A 16,932-nucleotide genomic window follows, 5' to 3' on the forward strand; every position below is an offset into this window, starting at 1 on the left:
GGAGACCCGCATGACCCCCAGGACCACCGACCCGGACACCACCGCCCCGGACACCACCGGGCCGGCCACCACCGCCCCGGACACCACCGGGCCGGCCGGCACCACCCTCGCCGCCACCTCCCCCGAAGCGCTGCTCGCCCTGCTGCGTACCCGGCTCCACCCCGCCGCCCTCACCTGGCTGGACCGTGCCCTCGCCGACGCCACCGCACCCCCGCGCGACCACGGCCCCCTGCCTGCATGGGACGCACGCCTCGCCGAAGCCGGCCGTCGTTGCGGCCCCACGCACGCGGACGCCGCCCGCGTCCTGCTGCTGCGCGCTGCCCGAGCCGATGCCGGCACCCTCGCCCGCGTCTACCGGCAGGGCACTGCCGACGAGCGCCGCGCCGTCCTGCACGCCCTGCCCGCCCTCGTACCGGGCCCGGACGCGCTGCCCCTCGTGGAGGACGCGCTGCGCACCAACGACACCCGGCTCCTGGCCGCCGCGGTCGGCCCGTACGCCGCCCGCCACCTGGACGCCCACGGCTGGCGGCACGCCCTCCTCAAATGCCTGTTCACAGGCGTCCCCGTCGACTCGGCCGCCGGGCTGGCCCGACGCGCCCACGGCGACAGCGAACTCGCCCGCATGCTCCGCGACTTCGCCGCCGAACGCACCGCCGCCGGCAGGCCCGTGCCCGACGACCTCCACCGGCTGCTCTCCCTCACCCGCGCCCCGGCATCCCCGCACCCGTCGGACGACCCCCACGGCAAGGAGTCCTGATGCGCCTCTTCGACCCCCACATCCACATGACCTCCCGCACCACCGACGACTACCGGGCCATGAGCGCCGCCGGAGTACGCGCCGTCGTCGAACCCTCTTTCTGGCTCGGCCAGCCCCGGACCTCGACCGCCTCCTTTCTGGACTACTTCGACTCCCTGCTCGGCTGGGAACCCTTCCGCGCCGCGCAGTACGGCATCGCCCACCACTGCACCCTCGCCCTCAACCCGAAAGAGGCCAACGACCCCCGCTGCGCCCCGGTACTCGACGAACTGCCCCGCTACCTCGTCAAGGACCAGGTCGTCGCGGTGGGCGAGATCGGCTACGACTCCATGACCCCGGCCGAAGACACCGCTCTCGCCACCCAGCTCCAACTGGCCGCCGACCACGGGCTGCCCGCCCTGGTGCACACCCCGCACCGGGACAAGCTCACCGGACTGCGCCGCACGCTCGACCTCGTCCGCGAGTCCGCGCTGCCCGCCGGCCGGGTCCTCGTCGACCACCTCAACGAGACCACCGTCGACCTGGCCGCCGACAGCGGCTGCTGGCTCGGCTTCTCCGTCTACCCCGACACCAAGATGGACGAGAAGCGGATGGTCGCGATCCTCCGTACCCACGGCCTCGAACGCGTTCTGGTCAACTCCGCCGCCGACTGGGGTCACAGCGACCCCCTGAAGATCCGCAAGGTCGCCGACCTCATGCTCGCCGAGGGCTTCACCGACGACGACGTCGACCGGGTGCTGTGGCGCAACCCCGTCGCCTTCTACGGACTCAGCGGGCGCCTGAACCTGGACGCCTCCGTCACCGGACCCGCGCACGAGGGCAACAGCATCCAGCGCGGCGGGGAGTGACCCATGCGCTTCCGGCACCCCGACGGCACCGTCGTCCACCTCGCGTACTGCACCAACGTCCACCCCGCCGAGACACTCGACGGAGTCCTCGCCCAGCTCCGTGACCACTGCGAACCCGTACGCCGCCGCCTGGGCCTCGACCGTCTCGGCATCGGCCTGTGGCTCGCCAAGGACGCGGCCGAGGCCCTCGTGACCGACCCCGCCGCGCTCCGCGCGCTGCGCTTCGAACTCGTCCGGCGCGGTCTCGAAGTCGTCACCCTCAACGGATTCCCGTACCAGGGATTCGGTGACCAGGAGGTCAAGTACCGGGTCTACCAGCCGGACTGGACCGACCCCGAACGGCTCCGGTACACGCACTCGCTCGCCCGCGTCCTCGCCGCCCTGCTGCCCGACGACATCACCGAGGGCTCCATCTCCACCCTGCCGCTCGCCTGGCGCACCCCCTGGGACGACCGGCGCGCCGACGCCTCCCGCACAGCCCTGCGCACCCTCGCCGAACGCCTCGACGCCCTTCAGGAAGTGACCGGACGTTCCATCCGCATCGGCATGGAACCCGAACCCGGCTGCATCGTGGAGACCACCGCGGACGCCATCGCCCCGCTCACCGCGATCGCCCACGACCGCATCGGCATCTGCGTCGACACCTGCCACCTCGCCACCTCCTTCGAGGACCCGGGCACCGCCCTGGACGCGCTCACCCGGGCCGGCGTCACCATCGTCAAGTCCCAGCTCTCGGCCGCCCTCGACGCCGACCGCCCCCGGCTTCCCGAGGTCCGCCGGGCCCTCGCCGCGTTCGACGAGCCCCGCTTCCTCCACCAGACCCGCAGCCGGCCGCGCCCCGGTGCGGCGGCCACCGGCCCGCGCGGCACCGACGACCTCGCCGAAGCGCTGCACGGCGCCACCCTGCCCGACACGGACCCCTGGCGCGTCCACTTCCACGTCCCCCTGCACGCCGCCCCCGCCGCGCCCCTCACCTCCACTCTCCCCGTCATGAAGTCGGCCCTCGCCCGCCTGGTCGGCGGCCCCCACCCGCTCACCCGCCACCTGGAGGTCGAGACCTACACCTGGCAGGCCCTGCCGCCCGAACTGCGCCCCCGCGACCGGGCCCGGCTCGCCGCCGGCATCGCCGCCGAACTCGACCTCGTCCGCGACCTGCTGAAGGACCTCGGCCTGAAGGAGCTGCCGTGAACGCCGAACCCGCCGGCCCGAACCCCACCCCCCTGCTCGTCCTGGACGTCGTGGGCCTCACCCCGCGCCTGCTGGAACACATGCCGCACCTCGCGGCCCTCGCCCGCACCGGCTCCCGCGCGAACCTCGACACCGTGCTGCCCGCCGTCACCTGTACCGCCCAGTCCACCTTCCTCACCGGCACCACACCCGCCGAACACGGCATCGTGGGCAACGGCTGGTACTTCCGCGAACTGGGCGACATCCTCCTGTGGCGCCAGCACAACGGCCTCGTCACCGGCGACAAACTGTGGGACGCGGCCCGCCGCACCCACCCCGGCTACACCGTCGCCAACATCTGCTGGTGGTACGCGATGGGCGCGGACACCGACATCACCGTCACCCCCCGGCCCGTGTACTACGCGGACGGCCGCAAGGAACCCGACTGCTACACCCGGCCCCCCGCACTCCACGACGAACTCACCGCCGAACTCGGCACGTTCCCCCTGTTCCACTTCTGGGGGCCCGGCGCCGACCTCGTCTCCAGCCGGTGGATCACCGACGCCACCCGGCACATCCTGCGCACCCGCACCCCCGACCTCGCCCTGTGCTACCTCCCGCACCTCGACTACGACCTCCAGCGCTACGGGCCCGACGACCCGCGTTCCCACCGCGCCGCCGCGGAGCTGGACGCCGTGATCGCACCGCTGCTGGACGACGCCCGCGCCGAGAACCGCACCGTCGTGGTCCTCTCCGAGTACGGCATCACCCCCGTCGACCGCCCCGTCCACATCAACCGCGCCCTGCGCCGCGCCGGACTGCTGGAGGTGCACACCCAGGACGGCATGGAGTACCTGGACCCGATGGCTTCCCGCGCCTTCGCGGTCGCCGACCACCAGATCGCCCACATCTACGTACGCCGTCCCGAGGATCTTGAGGCCACCCGCGCCGCACTCGCCGGCCTGCCGGGCGTCGACCTGCTCCTCGACGACGAGGGCAAGAAGGCCCACCACCTGGACCATCCCCGCTCCGGCGAACTCGTCGCCCTGGCCGAACCGGACGCCTGGTTCACGTACTACTACTGGCTCGACGACGCCCGCGCCCCCGACTTCGCGCCCCTCGTCGAGATCCACCGCAAACCCGGATACGACCCGGTCGAGCTGTTCATGGACCCGCTCGATCCCTACGTCAAGGTCAAGGCCGCCACCGCGCTCGCCCGCAAGAAGCTCGGCATGCGCTACCGCATGGCGGTCGTCCCCCTCGACGCCTCACCCGTACGCGGCAGCCACGGCCGCCTCCCGGAACGCGACGAGGACGGCCCGCTCCTCATCTGCTCCACCCCCGACGCGGTCGGCGACCGCATCGCTGCCACCGACGTGAAGTCCCTGCTGCTCGCCCTGGCCGGCCTGCCCCGGTGACCCCCCGTACCGGGGCCGGTACCGCACGGCTCCCCGGCGCAGAGAGTCAGTGAGATCCGGCGGCCTCCTCGGCGACGGTGATCCCCAGCCGGCCGGCCACGTCGGTCAGGGTGGCCCCCAGGGGGAGTGCGACACGGGCGACGGCGTGCCGGTCGCCCCGCGTCGGGTCCCTGTTGACGATCACCACCGGCTTGCCGTCCCCGGCCGCCTGGCGAACGAACCGGAGACCGGACATCACCGTCAGTGACGAGCCGAGGACCAGCAGCGTTGCCGCGTCACGGACCATGGCGCGGCAACGCTCCACCCGTTCCGGGGGCACGGCCTCGCCGAAGAACACCACGTCCGGCTTGAGGACGCCGCCGCAGACCGCACAGGGCACCACATGGAAGTCCCCGACCTGCTCGTCCGTGAGGTCGGCGTCACCGTCCGGGTTGAGGACCGCGGCCACCGGCGCGAAGCCCCTGTTGGCCTCCTCCAGCCGGACGGCGAGTTCGCGGCGCGCGACGAACGTGCCGCAGGAGAGGCAGACGACCCGGTCCAGGCTCCCGTGGAGCTCCACGGCGTCCCGGCTCCCGGCCGCCTGGTGCAGACCGTCGACGTTCTGGGTGATCACACCGGAGAGCAGGCCGTGCCGCGCGAACGCGGACACCGCCCGGTGTCCCGCGTTGGGGCGGGCGCGGCCGAACGTACGCCACCCGAGGTGGCTGCGCGCCCAGTAGCGACGCCGGGCCCCGGCGTCGCCGGTGAACTCCTGGTAGGTCATCGGGGTGTGCCGGCTCAGGCTCCCGCCGTCCCCCCGGTAGTCGGGAATACCCGACTCCGTGGAGATGCCCGCCCCGCTGAGTACCAGCACACCGCCGGCGCTCAGCGCCTCGGCGACCGGAGCGGGATCAGTGGTTCCGGGCGGCAGGTCTTCGGGAGGCGTCCAGGTCAGAGTGGGGCGCATGCGCATGCCCCCAGGTTACGGCGGCGCCGCCCGACGGGTCCCGGGCGCCGCCACCGGCGCCGCCACCGTCCGGTCATGACCGGTTGAACCGCGGCGGAGGGGCGTCGGCTCCGGGCGTCGGCTCCGGGCTGCCGCACCGCCGCCCGGGGACAGCCTTCGCGTACGACGCCGAACCCGGGGGCTCCGGGCGCCGGCCGCGGTCGCGCCGTCGGAACAGGGGTGCTTCACGTCGGCGGCGAGGCTGGACCACCGGTGGTCTACTGGGGTGGAGCGGGAGGCGCCCCGCCCTCCCGCTCCGTCTCTATGCCGGGGTACCGCCATGCGTCCTTCCTCCGCCGTCGTGAGACGTGTTCCGCAGGCCGCCGTCGCCCTCGCCGCCGTACTGGCGGCAGGCAGCCCGGCCGCCTCCGCGTTCGCACATTCCCCGGGCGCTCCGGCGCCCGCCGCGGTCACGCTCTCCTCGATCGCCGCGGCTCCCGCCGTCGCCGGTCCGCCCGCATCCTTCGGCGTGCCGGCCGACAGGACGGATCCCCGGACCGAGGTGGCACGTCTCGCCATTCCGGCGATCGGCGTCACGAACCTGTCCGTGGTCCCGTACCGGGGCACCACGGACGACACGCCGGGTACCCGTATCCAGGACAGGGGAGAGGCCGCGAGCCCCTACGGCGAGGACGGTGGCGTCGGGCCGGGCGAGACCGGGAACTACCTGGTGACGGCCCACCGGCTGGCCGCCGGGGGGCCGCTGCGCGATCTCCCGGCGCTCGCCAGGGGCGACACCGTCCTGGTGACGGAGGGGGGCACGGTGTACGAGTACCGGATCACCGAAACCCGGAAGACCTCCTTCCGCTCGGCCCGTTCGCTCGCCGAGCAACGGGCGGAAGTGCCGGGCGAACCCGGTGAGAAGCCGTCCCGGGCCATGATCACCATTTCCACCTGCGCCACGCCGGAGGACGACGCGGCAGGAAACCACTGGCGCGACGCCCACCACAATCCGGAGCACCGCATCGACAAGATCGGCGTACTGGTCTCCGCCCGCCCGGCCTGAGCCCTCCGCGCCACGCGCCGTCGGCGGACCGTACCGCCCGGCCGAGCGCGGCGCGAAATATGTCGAATCGACGGTAATGGGACTACCGTAAAAGTATGGCCAGTACCGAGCGCGATACCGATCGGCAGGCCGGTTACACCTGCCCGGCCTGTGGGCGGCCCGTCGAGAGCGAGGTCGTGCGGCGCAAGACCCTCGGTATCTTCGTACCGCGATGGGGTCCGGGAGCCTGTCACCACGCGGACTGTCCCAGATCCGCGGACGAGCCCGCGGAGACGGGTTCCCGCAAGCGTCACGTCAGGGCTCCCGGGCGCGCCGATCCCCGCCCGTACCAGGGCCGGCACCGCTGAACTCCGGCCCCGGGCCGGAGTTCCCGGGGTCGCTGTGCGGGAACATCCTTCTCTCAGGGGTGGACGGGGAAGGACGCCTGGAGGGCGAGCCGCCGTTCCGCTCCGTCGCCGATACGCTCCAGTTCCTCGTCGAGCGCGAGGAACTCCTCCCACCGCGGCCTGCCCGTGGCCAGGGCCAGTTCGGTGACGACGAGATCTTCGAGGTCCGGAACGCGCTTGTTCTTCCAGACCTTGTCGGCGGTGCTCACCAGCAGGTCTTCGAGCGTGGTCCCGGGAGCGGTCCACGCGGCGTGCGTTCCTGCGTAGCGCGCCAGACCGGCGTCGAATCCGTGGGCCAACAGCAGTTCTCTTCCGGCCTCTTCGTGGCGGGAACCCGGCCCGGAGAGTTCGTCGGGGTGTTCCGTTTTGCCGATGTCGTGCGTTGCCGCCCCGAAGAGAACGGCGGCGCGGTCGAAGGCGAGACCGGGAGCGCGCAGTTGCGTCCAGTCGGCCAGTCGCAGCGCCACGTCGTGCACGGCGCGCAGATGTGCGGCCAGGCGTGGGGGAGCGGCCAGCAGGCGCAGGAGATCCACTACGGCCGGGGGCAGGGGTATCAGGGATGGATCGGTGGGGCCGAGCATGGCCCGGGACAGCAGGTCCGATGACGTCACCGGGGCATGATAGGGGTGTTTCGTGATTCCGGAGGGGACCGGGACGGCACTGGAGTGGTGCCCCGAATCTCGGATCCGGGTACTTCGCCTCCTGGAGACGGCGGTGTCAATTCCGTCCTGTGCCAACCGAGTCGGGTGGGCGGGCCGGGCCGGACGCCCGGAGTGCGGGGCCACGTGGGTCCGTGGGCGGACAGCCGAGAAGGCTCTGCGCCGAGGAGCCCCGCCGGGCACTGCGCGGAGCCGTCCGCGAGGCAGACGCGGGACGTGTCAGAGCCGTCTCGTGGTGAGAAGGTTGGTTCCGTGCACCGCGTCCACTTCCCTCCGCCCGGTCTCCGTGAATCCGACCTTGGCCAGAACGCGTCGGGAAGCGGTGTTCCAGTCCCAGACAGTGGCCCAGAGACGTTCGTGCCCGGATGATCTCGCCCAGTCCAGAACCGCCGACGAGGCCTCGGTGGCGTACCCCTGACGCCAGACCCGGCGCAGCAGCTCGAATGCGAGTTCCGGTTCTCCCGCCGGGCCTCGCCCGCTGTCGACCAGACCGCAGTAGCCGATGACATCACGAGAGGCCTTCCGCTCGATCGCCAGCAGCCCGGTCGACCACACCTGGTCGTCGCGGATCGAATCCTCGAGTTCCGCGACCGTGGGGTGTCCGTCCTCGTCGATGCGGCGGTGCGGCGGCACGCGTGGATCACGTTCGGTCCACAGTTCACGCTGGACGGCGGCCTCGGCGACCCGCCAGGGTCTGAGTAGCAGGCGACCGGTCTCCAGTACGACCTCACTGCCCCCAGCCGCGCCACCTGTCATGGTGGCAACCATGCCACGGGTGAACGCGGTTGTCGTGCCACGAGGGCGATGGTCCGCCGGGCATGGACGTCCGATGTACCGGGCGGCCGGGACCCCGCCGTCGAAGATCCTGACCCGCGAGATCTCCACCCGCGGTTCGGACAGGGGCACTTGCGGCCCCCTCGACGGGTGTGCCCGTGGAGCGCGCGTCAGGTTCGCGCCCCACGGGCGGTCATGGGGGAGGGCGCCGGCCGTCGGCCCGGTCGGGGCGAACGGCGCGAGCGCTACCGGCTTTCCGCGGTGAGGCGGGCCACCGCCTCACGGGTGAGCGCGCGGTCGTGAGGGTCGGGGTCCAGGGCGCGGTGCAGCGTCATGCCTTCGATCAGCGCGTCGACCTGCCGGGCGGTGTCCGGGTCGAAGCACCGCTCCAGGAGGGCGCGGCTGCGCACCATCCATGCCTGGGTCAGTTCCCGGTACTCCGGGCGGCGTGCGGCGAGGGTGTACAGCTCCTGGGCGAGGACGAGGTCCCGGCGGGGCCCCTCGGACAGCGTGTGGATGAGGTCGGTGACAGCCTCACGGGCCTGTTCGACGGTCTCCACGCCGGTGAGATGGCGCTCGAAGACGGCCACGATATGGCTCGCGAAGAGAGTGAACGCCTCGCGCAGCAGCCCGTCGATGCCGTCGAAGTGGTACGTCATCGAGCCGAGCGGGACCTCGGCCCGTACCGCGATCTTGCGGTGCGAGACGCCGGGCACTCCGTCGTCCGCGATCAGGTCGAGGGTGGCGGAGAGGATGCGCTCCCGCCGCTGCGGGTCCGCCTGCCCGGTCGCCATCAGATTCCGCGCACCGGGCGGGCCGGGTTGCCGACCGCGACGACATCGGCGGGGATGTCCTTGGTGACCACGGAGCCCGCTCCGACGACGGAGTTGTCGCCGATGGACACCCCCGGGCACACGATGACGCCGCCGCCGAGCCAGACGTTGTCGCCGATGGTGATGGGAAGCGCCGCTTCCAGCTTGTCCCGGCGCGGCTGCGGATCCACCGGGTGGGTGGGGGTGAGGAGTTGGACGTTCGGGCCGATCTGGCAGTCCTCGCCGATGGTGATCCGCGCGACGTCCAGGGCCGTCAGATTGTAGTTGACGAACGTGCGGGCCCCGACGGTGATGTTGCTGCCGTAGTCGACGAAGAGCGGCGGCCGCACGTCGACGCCCTCGCCCACCGACCCGAGCAACTCGGCCAGGACGGAACCCGGTTGGCCGCCGTCCGCGAGGTACGCCTCCTGGTAGGAGGCGGTGAGCCGCATCGCCCGCCGCTGCCGCCGGGCGATCTCGGGGTCGTCGGCGATGTACAGATCCCCGGCGAGCATGCGCTCCAGCTGGGTGCGCGGGTCGTCGGCAAAGTAGTCCGTCGTCGTCATGAGTACGATCGTACACCTTGAATGTACGAACGTACGCTCCTTGCTTCCGGCGTGTCGGCTCACCCGGCGCACGGCCCTGGGAGCCTGGGTCCTCCCGAAGGTCGTGGTGTCGCACCGACCGTGGACCGCTGTCGGTACTTCGTCCGCCGGCCCGTGCCTGTGTCCTGCCCGTGTGCCGGTAGGGGGTGACGTTCCGTCAATCGGCCTCCGCCGGAGCGGAGACCGGAAGCCCGGTCGAGGAGCGGGCGCGTCGGTGGGCCGCGACCCGTTCGCGGGTCGCGCAGCGGCGGGAGCAGTAGCGGCGCTCCGGTCCGCTGCCCCGGGCGAGGAACACGTCGCGGCAGCCGGGGGACGCGCACACGGCGCCCGGTGGTCGTTGGGAGTCCCAGACGAGGACGGTCAGAGCCATGCACGACGAGCTGAGGAACCACTCCTCCCACGGCGACTCGTCGTCCTCGTCGAGGTGCGGATGCCAGGGACTGCCGCCGCCGTGCGAGGTCAGCCGGAGCTGCCCGGTGTGGTCGCGCAGGAGGCGGTTGAGCGCCGTGGCGGCGGTGTCGGCGTGCTCGGCGGCGAACACCTCCCGCAGCAGAACGGCGGCCTCGCGCATTCCCGCGACATCGTCCGGGGTGAGGGTGATGGGGCCCGTCTCGCCGAAGTCGCGCAGTACGGAGGTGATTGCGAGGGTGTCGGCGTGTTCGGCGGCGAGCGCGTTGACCAGCGCGGCGGTCCGCCTGGCCGTGGCCAGTACCGAGTGCCGGGTCGACCAGTCGTCGGAAGAGGAGGACATCCGGCGAATGTAACGCATGTGGCGGGGTTCTGAGTTACCTGTGTAACGTTCTGCGGATGAATAAGCGTTACGCCCTCCCGGTCTTCGTCGCCGGGGCGTTGGCCGCCCGCACGGGGGACGGGATGTCCGGGCCCGCATTGCTGCTGGCCGGGTACGCCCTGACCGGGTCGGCCACCGGCGCGTCCGCGCTGCTCGCGGGCATCACCGTCGCCGCGGTGGTGGGCGGACCGGTGCTGGGGGCACTGCTCGACCGGGCGGGGCACCCCGGCCGCATGCTGGCCGGATCCCTGGTCCTGTACGCGACGGGCCTCGGCGTGATCCTGGCGGGTCTCGGCCGGTGGCCGTTCGCGGTCACCCTCTTGACCGCGGTCCTGACGGGGCTGGCGGCGCCCGCCCTCTCGGGCGGCTGGACGGCCCAACTGCCCGAGGTGGTGGCACCCGACCGCCTGCCCGGGGCGAATGCGTCCGACGCGATGACCTTCGGTGCGGCGAGCCTGGCCGGCCCCGCACTCGCCGGCGTGGTGGCGGAAGCGCTGGGCGCACCGGCCGCTCTCGTCGTCTCAGCGGTACTCGTCGGCGCGGCGGTCCCCGTCGCCTGGACGCTGCCCCACCGGCCCGGCCCGCGCATCCCCGACCGTGCGGCCACGATTCTCGGCGACCTCGTCGCCGGAGCCAGAACCATCCTGAGCAGACCCGCTCTGGCACGTGCGACCCTTGTTTCGATCCTCTCCTGCACGGCACAGGGAATGCTGACGGCCTGCCTCGTGCCTCTGGGCGAGCACGTTCTGGGCGGCGCCGGCCGAGGAGCCGTGCTCCTCACCTGCGCGGCGGTCGCGGCCCTGACGGCCAACGCCGTCCTCGCGGGATTCCCGTCCTCCCTCGCACCCGACACGATCGTGTGGGCCGCCGCTCTCGTCCAGGCGGCCGCCCTAGTCCTCGCCGCCCGCGCCGGACCCGCCTTGCTCCTCGGAGCCGTACTCCTGGCGGGAGCTGCCGAAGGCCCCCAGCTCGCGGCCGTGTTCGCGATCCGGCACCGCGAATCCCCGCCCCGCCTGCGCGGCCAGATCTTCAGTACCGGCGCCGGAGTGAAGCTGACCGGATTCGCCCTGGGAGCTGCCGTCGCCGGACCGGCCGGGACCTGGTCCCTTCCCGGCACGCTGCTCCTCGCGGCGGGCGTGTCGGCCCTGGCGGTGCCGGCCGCCTTCGCGATCCGGCCGCCTTCGCGATCCCTTCGACGGCGGTGATCGGGCCGACGGCTGTGGTCGGACCGACGGCCGCCACCGGTCACCGCGATCCCCCCGAGCCGCCGGCAGCAGCGCGAACACGGCGGCGCCGCCGTCCGCGCGAACGCTCCGGTCGGCCTGTCCGGTCGGCCGGAGCGTCGATGTGGGTGCGCGCGGAGCCGGGGCAGCCGCTGCCCGGCTTCCGGTCAGCCCGCCGCGAGGAGTTCGAGGGTGTCGATCACGCGGTTCGAGAAGCCCCACTCGTTGTCGTACCAGGCGACCACCTTGACGTGGCGCCCGTCGACGCGGGTCAGGGCCGAGTCGAAGATCGAGGAGGCCGGGTTGCCGGTGATGTCGGACGACACGAGCGCGTCCTGCGAGTACTCGAGCACCCCGGCGAGCGGGCCGGCGGCCGCGGCGCGGTACGCCTCCAGCACGTCCTCGCGGGTCACGTCGCGGGCGACGGTGGTGTTGAGTTCGACGATCGAACCCACCGGCACCGGGACCCGGATCGAGTCGCCCGACAGCTTGCCGTCCAGGTTCGGCAGCACCAGACCGATCGCCTTGGCGGCACCCGTGGTGGTCGGCACGATGTTGACGGCTGCCGCGCGGGCACGCCGGGCATCGCGGTGCGGGCCGTCCTGCAGGTTCTGCTCCTGCGTGTACGCGTGCACCGTCGTCATGAAGCCGTGCTCGATACCGGCGAGTTCGTCGAGAACGGCGGCCAGCGGCGCGAGCGCGTTGGTCGTGCAGGAGGCGTTCGAGACGATGGTGTGCGTGGCGGGGTCGTACGCGTCGGTGTTGACGCCGTACGCCAGGGTCACGTCGGCGCCGTCCGCCGGAGCGCTGACCAGGACCTTCCGGGCCCCCGCGTCGATGTGGGCGCGGGCCGCCCCGGCCGAGGCGAAACGGCCGGTCGCCTCCAGCACGATGTCGACGCCGAGCTCGCCCCACGGCAGCCGGGCCGGCTCGCGCTCGGCGAGCACCTTGATACGACGGCCGTCCACGACGAGCGTGTCACCGTCGGCGGAGACCGGGCGGCCCAGCCGGCCCGAGGTCGTGTCGAAGGCGAGCAGCCTCGCCAGCGTGGCGGGCTCGGTCAGGTCGTTGACCGCGACGATCTCCAGCTTGCTGTCGCGTTCGAGGAGCGCGCGCAGCACGTTGCGTCCGATGCGGCCGAATCCGTTGATGGCGATGCGAGTCATGACTGTGTCCGTCCCTCGTCCCTGGTGCGGTTTTCGGTTCTCTTCCAGGCTCGCGCGCCGGGCGTGTCGGTGACAGCGGCTCGATCGCCACGGTCCGAAAGGATCGTGCCAGCACCTCGACGGGGTCCGAGCCACGGTCCCGACGGGGTCGCGGCGGAGTTACTCGCCCCGCGCGAAGGTGTGCCGGTACTCGCTCGGGGTGGTGCCGAGGACGCGCTGGAAGTGCAGGCGCAGGTTCGCACCCGTGCCGAGTCCGGTGTCGGCGGCGATCTGCTCGACGCTCCGCTGCGACCGCTCCAGCAGCTCGCGGGCCATGTCGACACGGGCCCGCATCACCCACTGCATCGGGGTGTATCCCGTGTCCTCGACGAAGCGCCGGGAGAAGGTGCGCGAGGACACCGCGGCGTGCCGGGCCAGCGCGTCGAGGGTGAGCGGCTCGCCGAGCCGGCGCAGCGCCCACTCGCGGGTGGACGCGAACCGCTCGCCGAGGGACTCCGGCACACTGCGCGGCACGTACTGCGCCTGACCGCCGCTGCGGTACGGCGCCGCGACCAGCCGACGGGCCGCGTGGTTCGAGGCGGCCACCCCGAGGTCGCCGCGCAGGATGTGCAGGCACAGGTCGATGCCCGAGGCGGCGCCGGCCGAGGTCAGCACGCTGCCGTCGTCGACGAAGAGGACGTTCTCGTCGACCCGGACGAGCGGATGTTTCGCCGCGAGCGCCCGGGTGTAGTGCCAGTGGGTCGTCGCGCGCTTCCCGTCGAGCAGCCCCGTCGCCGCGAGGGCGAAGGCACCGGTCGAGATCGCGGCGAGCCGGGCGCCCCGGTCGTGGGCGGCGACCAGCGCGTCGAGGACGGCCCGCGGCGGATCGTCGCGGTCGGGAAAGCGGTAACCGGGGACGAAGACGATGTCGGCCCGGGCGAGCGCGTCGAGTCCGTCGGCGACGTGGTACGAGAGGCCGTCCCCACCGGTGACGAGCCCGGGGGCCGCGCCGCACACCCGTACCTCGTACGGCATGCTCGCGCGCGTCGCGAACACCTGGGCGGGGATGCCGACATCGAGCGGCTTCGCGCCTTCGAGCACGAGTACGGCGACGTGGTGCGGGGGTGGCGAGGCGGACACGGGGGACAGGGTACGCGGGGCAACGGGCGCGGTCCGGGACCGGAACCGGCAGCCCCGCACCGGTCGCGCCGCAGCGGGCTCCGGTACCGCGCGAGTCCCTCGCAGGGGTGGAGTACCTGGCGCGGGGGCCTGGTTCCGCCGGACGGGGGCAGAAGTGGTCCAAGGTCCCGCGGGACGTGAACCGGTGTACCTCCCTCACCACGAGGGAGTGGGATGGAGTGGAGATGTCCTCGTTGACGAGTGCCGCAGACGTGACGGCCGCCCCCGCGTGGTTACACGTCGCGGTGATGGTGATCGCGGTCCTGGTGCTGCTGTACAGCCTGTCCAAGCGCAGGAGTTGACCGACTCTGCCCGAGAGCGCGCCCCGCACGTACGACGTGAGGGCACGCGGACCCGCGCGAGGACGGGCGGTGGGCAGGAGCGCCCGGGCCCCGGGCAGCGTCAGCCGGCCGGTCGCGCCGGACCGCGACCGTCGAGGACGGTCGTACGGAACGACGCCACCACCGGCCGGAGATCGACCCGGTGCCATGCGGCCCACAGATGCACCGACGCACGGTGCCAAGGAAGTTCACGGACCGTCACCCCCTCGGTGGTGCCGCGGACCATGCTCCGCTGGACGAGCGCCAGCCCCAGACCCGAGGCGACCAGTCCCAGAGCGGTCAGCGGGTCCGGAGCGCTGAGACGGATGTCCGGGGCGAAGCCCGACGCCACGCAGTCCGCGACGAACCCGTCCCGCGAGGCAGGCTCGCCCGAACCCTCGACGGCGATCCACGGCTGACCGTCCAGATCCCCCGCAGTGACGTCCTTCCGGTCCGCCAGCGGGTGGCCCGCAGGCAGCGCGAGCAGTAGCGGGTCCTCCAGCAGCGGGGCGGCCGTCAGGTCCGGATCGTCCTCGGCGGGCGGACGCGGGACGAGTGCGATGTCGAGGCTGCGCTGCCGCAGCCCCACGAACTGCTCCTCCGGATCGAGGCTGTAGAGCGCCACGTGGATGCCGGGCCGCTCCTCCTGGAGGGTGCGCAATGCCGCCGGGAGGACACCGGTGTGCATGGCGTCGGAGACGTACCCGATGCACAGTCCGCCCTCCTCCCCGCGCCCCAGGCGCCGGCCCAGGTTCTCCAGCCGGTCCGCGTGCCGCAGCAGTGCGCGCGTCTCGCCGAGGAAGACCCGGCCGTCGGCGGTCAGACGGATGCGCTGCTGACTGCGCTCGAACAGGGTGAGGCCCAGGGCCTTCTCCAGCTGGGCGATCTGCCGGCTGAGGGGCGACTGCGAGATGTGCAGTTCCTCGGCGGCGCGGCCGACGTGCTCGGCCTCGGCCACGGCCACGAAATAGCGAAGTTGTCGCAGGTCAAGCATGTAAGACCTCGGGGGACTCAAGTCAGTCCAAGCGTGTCTTGGACAGTCTCAAGTATCGCTCCTAATGTCGGAGAAGTCAGACCGGCGGCCCGCCGCGGCTCTCCCCGAGAGCCCGTACGGAAAGAGGCCGCCCCGCACTCTCCGTAAGGAACCCCCCCCATGGGCATCGCCCCCTTCCTCTCCGGTCCGCTCGGCTTCGGGACCGCCCCGCTCGGCAACATGTTCCGCGCCATCCCCGACGCCGAGGCCGCCGCCACCGTCCAGGCCGCCTGGGACCACGGCATCCGCTACTTCGACACCGCCCCCTTCTACGGCGCAGGCCTCGCCGAGCTCCGCCTGGGCGAGGTGCTCGCCGCCCAGCCGCGCGACGCGTACGTCCTCAGCACCAAGGTCGGCCGGGTGATCCTGGACGAGGTCGAGGACCCCGCCGCCCGCGAGCTCGGCGAGAAGGGCGGGCTCTTCGAGCACGGCCGTCCCAACAAGATCGTCAACGACTACTCGGCCGATGCCACGATGCGCTCCATCGAGGACAGCCTGACCCGGCTGAAGACCGACCGGCTCGACATCGTCTGGGTGCACGACATCGCCCAGGACTTCTACGGCGACGAGTGGCTCGCCCAGTACGAGAGCGCCCGTACGGGTGCCTTCCGCACCCTGGACAAGCTGCGCGCCGAGGGCGTGATCAAGGCCTGGGGCGTGGGCGTGAACAAGGTCGAGCCGCTGGAGCTCACCCTCGACCTGGACGAGCCGAAGCCCGACGCCTTCCTGCTGGCCGGCCGCTACACCCTCCTCGACCACGACCGCGCCCTGCAGCGCCTGCTGCCCGCCGCCGCCGAACAGCACGTCGACATCGTCGTCGGCGGACCCTACAGCTCGGGCATCCTCGCCGGCGGCACCCACTTCGAGTACCAGCAGGCACCGGCGGAGATCATCGCCAAGGTGGAGCGGATCAAGGCGCTCGCCCGGCGTCACGGGGTCGGCATCAAGGCCGCAGCCCTGCAGTTCTCCCTCGCCCACCCGGCCACCGCGGCAGCCATACCCGGCGCCACCCGGCCCAGCCGCATCGCCGAGGACGTCTCCGCGCTCGGCGAGCGGATCCCGGCCGCATTCTGGGCGGAGCTGCGCGAGGAGCGACTGATCGCCTCCGACGCGCCCGTGCCCACCGTCTGAGCGACGCGCCCGTGCCCACCGTCTGAGCGACGAGCCCGTGCCCACCGTCTGAGCGACGAGCCCGTGCCCACCGTCTGAGCGACGCGCCCGTGCCCACCGTCTGAGCGACGCGCCCGTGCCCACCGTCTGAGCGACGAGCCCGGCGCCCTTCCGCCGGTCGGCAGGATTCCGCCTGCCGACCGGATCCCCGGCCGCCCGGTCCGCGCCGCCCGGCCACCCAGTCCATGCGGCCCCGACCGCACGTCCCACCCGTATCCCAGGAGAACCTCATGGCCACGACCACCGCGTCGGTCCGCGTCCCCGTCCCGCCCGACCGTGTCTGGCAGCTCATCGGCGGATTCGACACCCTGCCCGACTGGCTGCCCTACATCCCGACGAGCGAACTCGGCGAGGGCGGCCGGGTGCGCACCCTCACCAACGAGGACGGCGGCGTGATCGTCGAGCGCCTCGAAGCCTTCGACGACAAGGCCCGTACCTACAGCTACTCGATCCTCCGCGCGCCGTTCCCCGTGACCGGCTACCTCTCCACCCTCACCGTGCACCCGGAACCTGGCACGGACTCGGCCCGGGTGGAGTGGAGCGGCACCTTCACCCCCGAGGGGGTCGACGACGCCCAGGCGGTCGCCCTCTTCCACGGCATCTACACCGACGGACTCGCCGCGCTCGCGGCGACGCTGGCGGCCTGACGGAACGT

17 protein-coding genes are annotated in these 16,932 nt (G+C 72.6%); 8 read left to right on the forward strand and 9 right to left on the reverse strand.

Annotation, left to right across the window (positions count from 1 at the left end; all coding sequences use genetic code 11):
• The first annotated feature begins 10 nt into the window (after positions 1–10).
• The 4 genes from OHA55_RS33930 to OHA55_RS33945 are packed head-to-tail and all read left to right on the forward strand — an operon-like array spanning position 11 to position 4,190.
• Positions 11–757, forward strand: a complete 747-nt coding sequence (locus OHA55_RS33930; RefSeq protein WP_266713873.1) for an EboA domain-containing protein — start codon at positions 11–13, stop codon at positions 755–757.
• Positions 757–1,605: a TatD family hydrolase gene (locus OHA55_RS33935; protein WP_266713875.1), complete on the forward strand. Its 849-nt coding sequence runs from the start codon at positions 757–759 to the stop codon at positions 1,603–1,605. The genes OHA55_RS33930 and OHA55_RS33935 overlap by 1 nt, the downstream gene beginning before the upstream one ends.
• A 3-nt stretch (positions 1,606–1,608) precedes the next feature.
• Positions 1,609–2,793 carry a metabolite traffic protein EboE gene (gene eboE / locus OHA55_RS33940; protein ID WP_266713877.1) on the forward strand — a complete coding sequence of 395 codons (1,185 nt, stop codon included), beginning with the start codon at positions 1,609–1,611 and terminating at the stop codon, positions 2,791–2,793.
• Positions 2,790–4,190: a nucleotide pyrophosphatase/phosphodiesterase family protein gene (locus OHA55_RS33945; RefSeq protein WP_266713879.1), complete on the forward strand. Its 1,401-nt coding sequence runs from the start codon at positions 2,790–2,792 to the stop codon at positions 4,188–4,190. Before eboE ends, OHA55_RS33945 begins: the two co-directional genes overlap by 4 nt.
• A gap of 46 nt (positions 4,191–4,236) precedes the next feature.
• Here the strand turns inward: OHA55_RS33945 and OHA55_RS33950 are convergent, their stop codons facing one another.
• Positions 4,237–5,142, reverse strand: coding sequence for an NAD-dependent protein deacetylase (locus OHA55_RS33950; RefSeq protein WP_266713881.1), 906 nt, complete (start codon positions 5,140–5,142; stop codon positions 4,237–4,239).
• Positions 5,143–5,599: 457 nt separating this feature from the next.
• On the opposite strand from OHA55_RS33950, the gene OHA55_RS33955 reads away from it, so the two are divergent.
• The gene (locus tag OHA55_RS33955; RefSeq protein WP_266714027.1) at positions 5,600–6,181 is read left to right on the forward strand and encodes a class E sortase; all 582 of its coding nucleotides are present in this window, start codon (positions 5,600–5,602) and stop codon (positions 6,179–6,181) included.
• Positions 6,182–6,581: 400 nt separating this feature from the next.
• On the opposite strand, the gene OHA55_RS33965 is transcribed toward OHA55_RS33955, so the two are convergent.
• The 5 genes from OHA55_RS33965 to OHA55_RS33985 all read right to left on the reverse strand — a co-directional run bounded on the left by OHA55_RS33965 (position 6,582) and on the right by OHA55_RS33985 (position 10,168).
• A complete protein-coding gene (locus OHA55_RS33965) occupies positions 6,582–7,148 on the reverse strand; it encodes an HD domain-containing protein (RefSeq protein WP_266714029.1) in 567 nt (188 codons plus the stop codon).
• Between the two features lie 297 nt (positions 7,149–7,445).
• Positions 7,446–7,982 carry a GNAT family N-acetyltransferase gene (locus tag OHA55_RS33970; RefSeq protein WP_266713885.1) on the reverse strand — a complete coding sequence of 179 codons (537 nt, stop codon included), beginning with the start codon at positions 7,980–7,982 and terminating at the stop codon, positions 7,446–7,448.
• A gap of 263 nt (positions 7,983–8,245) precedes the next feature.
• Positions 8,246–8,794 (reverse strand): TetR/AcrR family transcriptional regulator, encoded by a 549-nt coding sequence (locus OHA55_RS33975; RefSeq protein WP_266713887.1) that lies wholly within the window; start codon positions 8,792–8,794, stop codon positions 8,246–8,248.
• Positions 8,794–9,378, reverse strand: coding sequence for a sugar O-acetyltransferase (locus tag OHA55_RS33980; protein ID WP_266713889.1), 585 nt, complete (start codon positions 9,376–9,378; stop codon positions 8,794–8,796). Before OHA55_RS33980 ends, OHA55_RS33975 begins: the two co-directional genes overlap by 1 nt.
• 196 nt (positions 9,379–9,574) lie before the next feature.
• Positions 9,575–10,168, reverse strand: a complete 594-nt coding sequence (locus OHA55_RS33985; protein ID WP_266713891.1) for a CGNR zinc finger domain-containing protein — start codon at positions 10,166–10,168, stop codon at positions 9,575–9,577.
• Positions 10,169–10,224: 56 nt separating this feature from the next.
• Between OHA55_RS33985 and OHA55_RS33990 the strand changes: the two genes are divergently transcribed.
• Positions 10,225–11,412 carry an MFS transporter gene (locus OHA55_RS33990; RefSeq protein ID WP_266713893.1) on the forward strand — a complete coding sequence of 396 codons (1,188 nt, stop codon included), beginning with the start codon at positions 10,225–10,227 and terminating at the stop codon, positions 11,410–11,412.
• 185 nt (positions 11,413–11,597) lie between these two features.
• Here OHA55_RS33990 and gap read toward each other — a convergent pair whose 3' ends face one another.
• The 3 genes from gap to OHA55_RS34005 all read right to left on the reverse strand — a co-directional run bounded on the left by gap (position 11,598) and on the right by OHA55_RS34005 (position 15,068).
• Complete coding sequence (gene gap, locus OHA55_RS33995) at positions 11,598–12,596, reverse strand: type I glyceraldehyde-3-phosphate dehydrogenase (RefSeq protein ID WP_266713895.1); 999 nt, start codon at positions 12,594–12,596, stop codon at positions 11,598–11,600.
• A 159-nt stretch (positions 12,597–12,755) separates the two neighbouring features.
• The gene (locus OHA55_RS34000; protein ID WP_266713898.1) at positions 12,756–13,715 is read right to left on the reverse strand and encodes a GlxA family transcriptional regulator; all 960 of its coding nucleotides are present in this window, start codon (positions 13,713–13,715) and stop codon (positions 12,756–12,758) included.
• A gap of 441 nt (positions 13,716–14,156) precedes the next feature.
• Entirely contained in the window at positions 14,157–15,068 is a 912-nt protein-coding gene (locus OHA55_RS34005; RefSeq protein WP_266713900.1) for a LysR substrate-binding domain-containing protein, read from the reverse strand.
• A gap of 159 nt (positions 15,069–15,227) precedes the next feature.
• Between OHA55_RS34005 and OHA55_RS34010 the strand changes: the two genes are divergently transcribed.
• Both OHA55_RS34010 and OHA55_RS34015 read left to right on the forward strand, forming a co-directional pair.
• Entirely contained in the window at positions 15,228–16,238 is a 1,011-nt protein-coding gene (locus OHA55_RS34010) for an aldo/keto reductase (protein WP_266713902.1), read from the forward strand.
• 269 nt (positions 16,239–16,507) lie between these two features.
• The gene (locus OHA55_RS34015) at positions 16,508–16,924 is read left to right on the forward strand and encodes an SRPBCC family protein (RefSeq protein WP_266713904.1); all 417 of its coding nucleotides are present in this window, start codon (positions 16,508–16,510) and stop codon (positions 16,922–16,924) included.
• The last annotated feature ends 8 nt before the right edge of the window (positions 16,925–16,932 follow it).

It is taken from the genome of Streptomyces sp. NBC_00102 (assembly GCF_026343115.1).
Classification (GTDB): Bacteria; Actinomycetota; Actinomycetes; order Streptomycetales; family Streptomycetaceae; genus Streptomyces.

Coding starts and splice junctions, on each gene's coding strand:
- OHA55_RS33930 (WP_266713873.1), top strand. CDS start 11: ATGACCCCCAGGACCACCGACCCGGACACCACCGCCCCGGACACCACC.
- OHA55_RS33935 (WP_266713875.1), top strand. CDS start 757: ATGCGCCTCTTCGACCCCCACATCCACATGACCTCCCGCACCACCGAC.
- eboE (WP_266713877.1), top strand. CDS start 1,609: ATGCGCTTCCGGCACCCCGACGGCACCGTCGTCCACCTCGCGTACTGC.
- OHA55_RS33950 (WP_266713881.1), bottom strand. CDS start 5,142: ATGCGCATGCGCCCCACTCTGACCTGGACGCCTCCCGAAGACCTGCCG.
- OHA55_RS33965 (WP_266714029.1), bottom strand. CDS start 7,148: ATGCTCGGCCCCACCGATCCATCCCTGATACCCCTGCCCCCGGCCGTA.
- OHA55_RS33970 (WP_266713885.1), bottom strand. CDS start 7,982: ATGACAGGTGGCGCGGCTGGGGGCAGTGAGGTCGTACTGGAGACCGGT.
- OHA55_RS33975 (WP_266713887.1), bottom strand. CDS start 8,794: ATGGCGACCGGGCAGGCGGACCCGCAGCGGCGGGAGCGCATCCTCTCC.
- OHA55_RS33980 (WP_266713889.1), bottom strand. CDS start 9,378: ATGACGACGACGGACTACTTTGCCGACGACCCGCGCACCCAGCTGGAG.
- OHA55_RS33985 (WP_266713891.1), bottom strand. CDS start 10,168: ATGTCCTCCTCTTCCGACGACTGGTCGACCCGGCACTCGGTACTGGCC.
- OHA55_RS33990 (WP_266713893.1), top strand. CDS start 10,225: ATGAATAAGCGTTACGCCCTCCCGGTCTTCGTCGCCGGGGCGTTGGCC.
- gap (WP_266713895.1), bottom strand. CDS start 12,596: ATGACTCGCATCGCCATCAACGGATTCGGCCGCATCGGACGCAACGTG.
- OHA55_RS34005 (WP_266713900.1), bottom strand. CDS start 15,068: ATGCTTGACCTGCGACAACTTCGCTATTTCGTGGCCGTGGCCGAGGCC.
- OHA55_RS34010 (WP_266713902.1), top strand. CDS start 15,228: ATGGGCATCGCCCCCTTCCTCTCCGGTCCGCTCGGCTTCGGGACCGCC.
- OHA55_RS34015 (WP_266713904.1), top strand. CDS start 16,508: ATGGCCACGACCACCGCGTCGGTCCGCGTCCCCGTCCCGCCCGACCGT.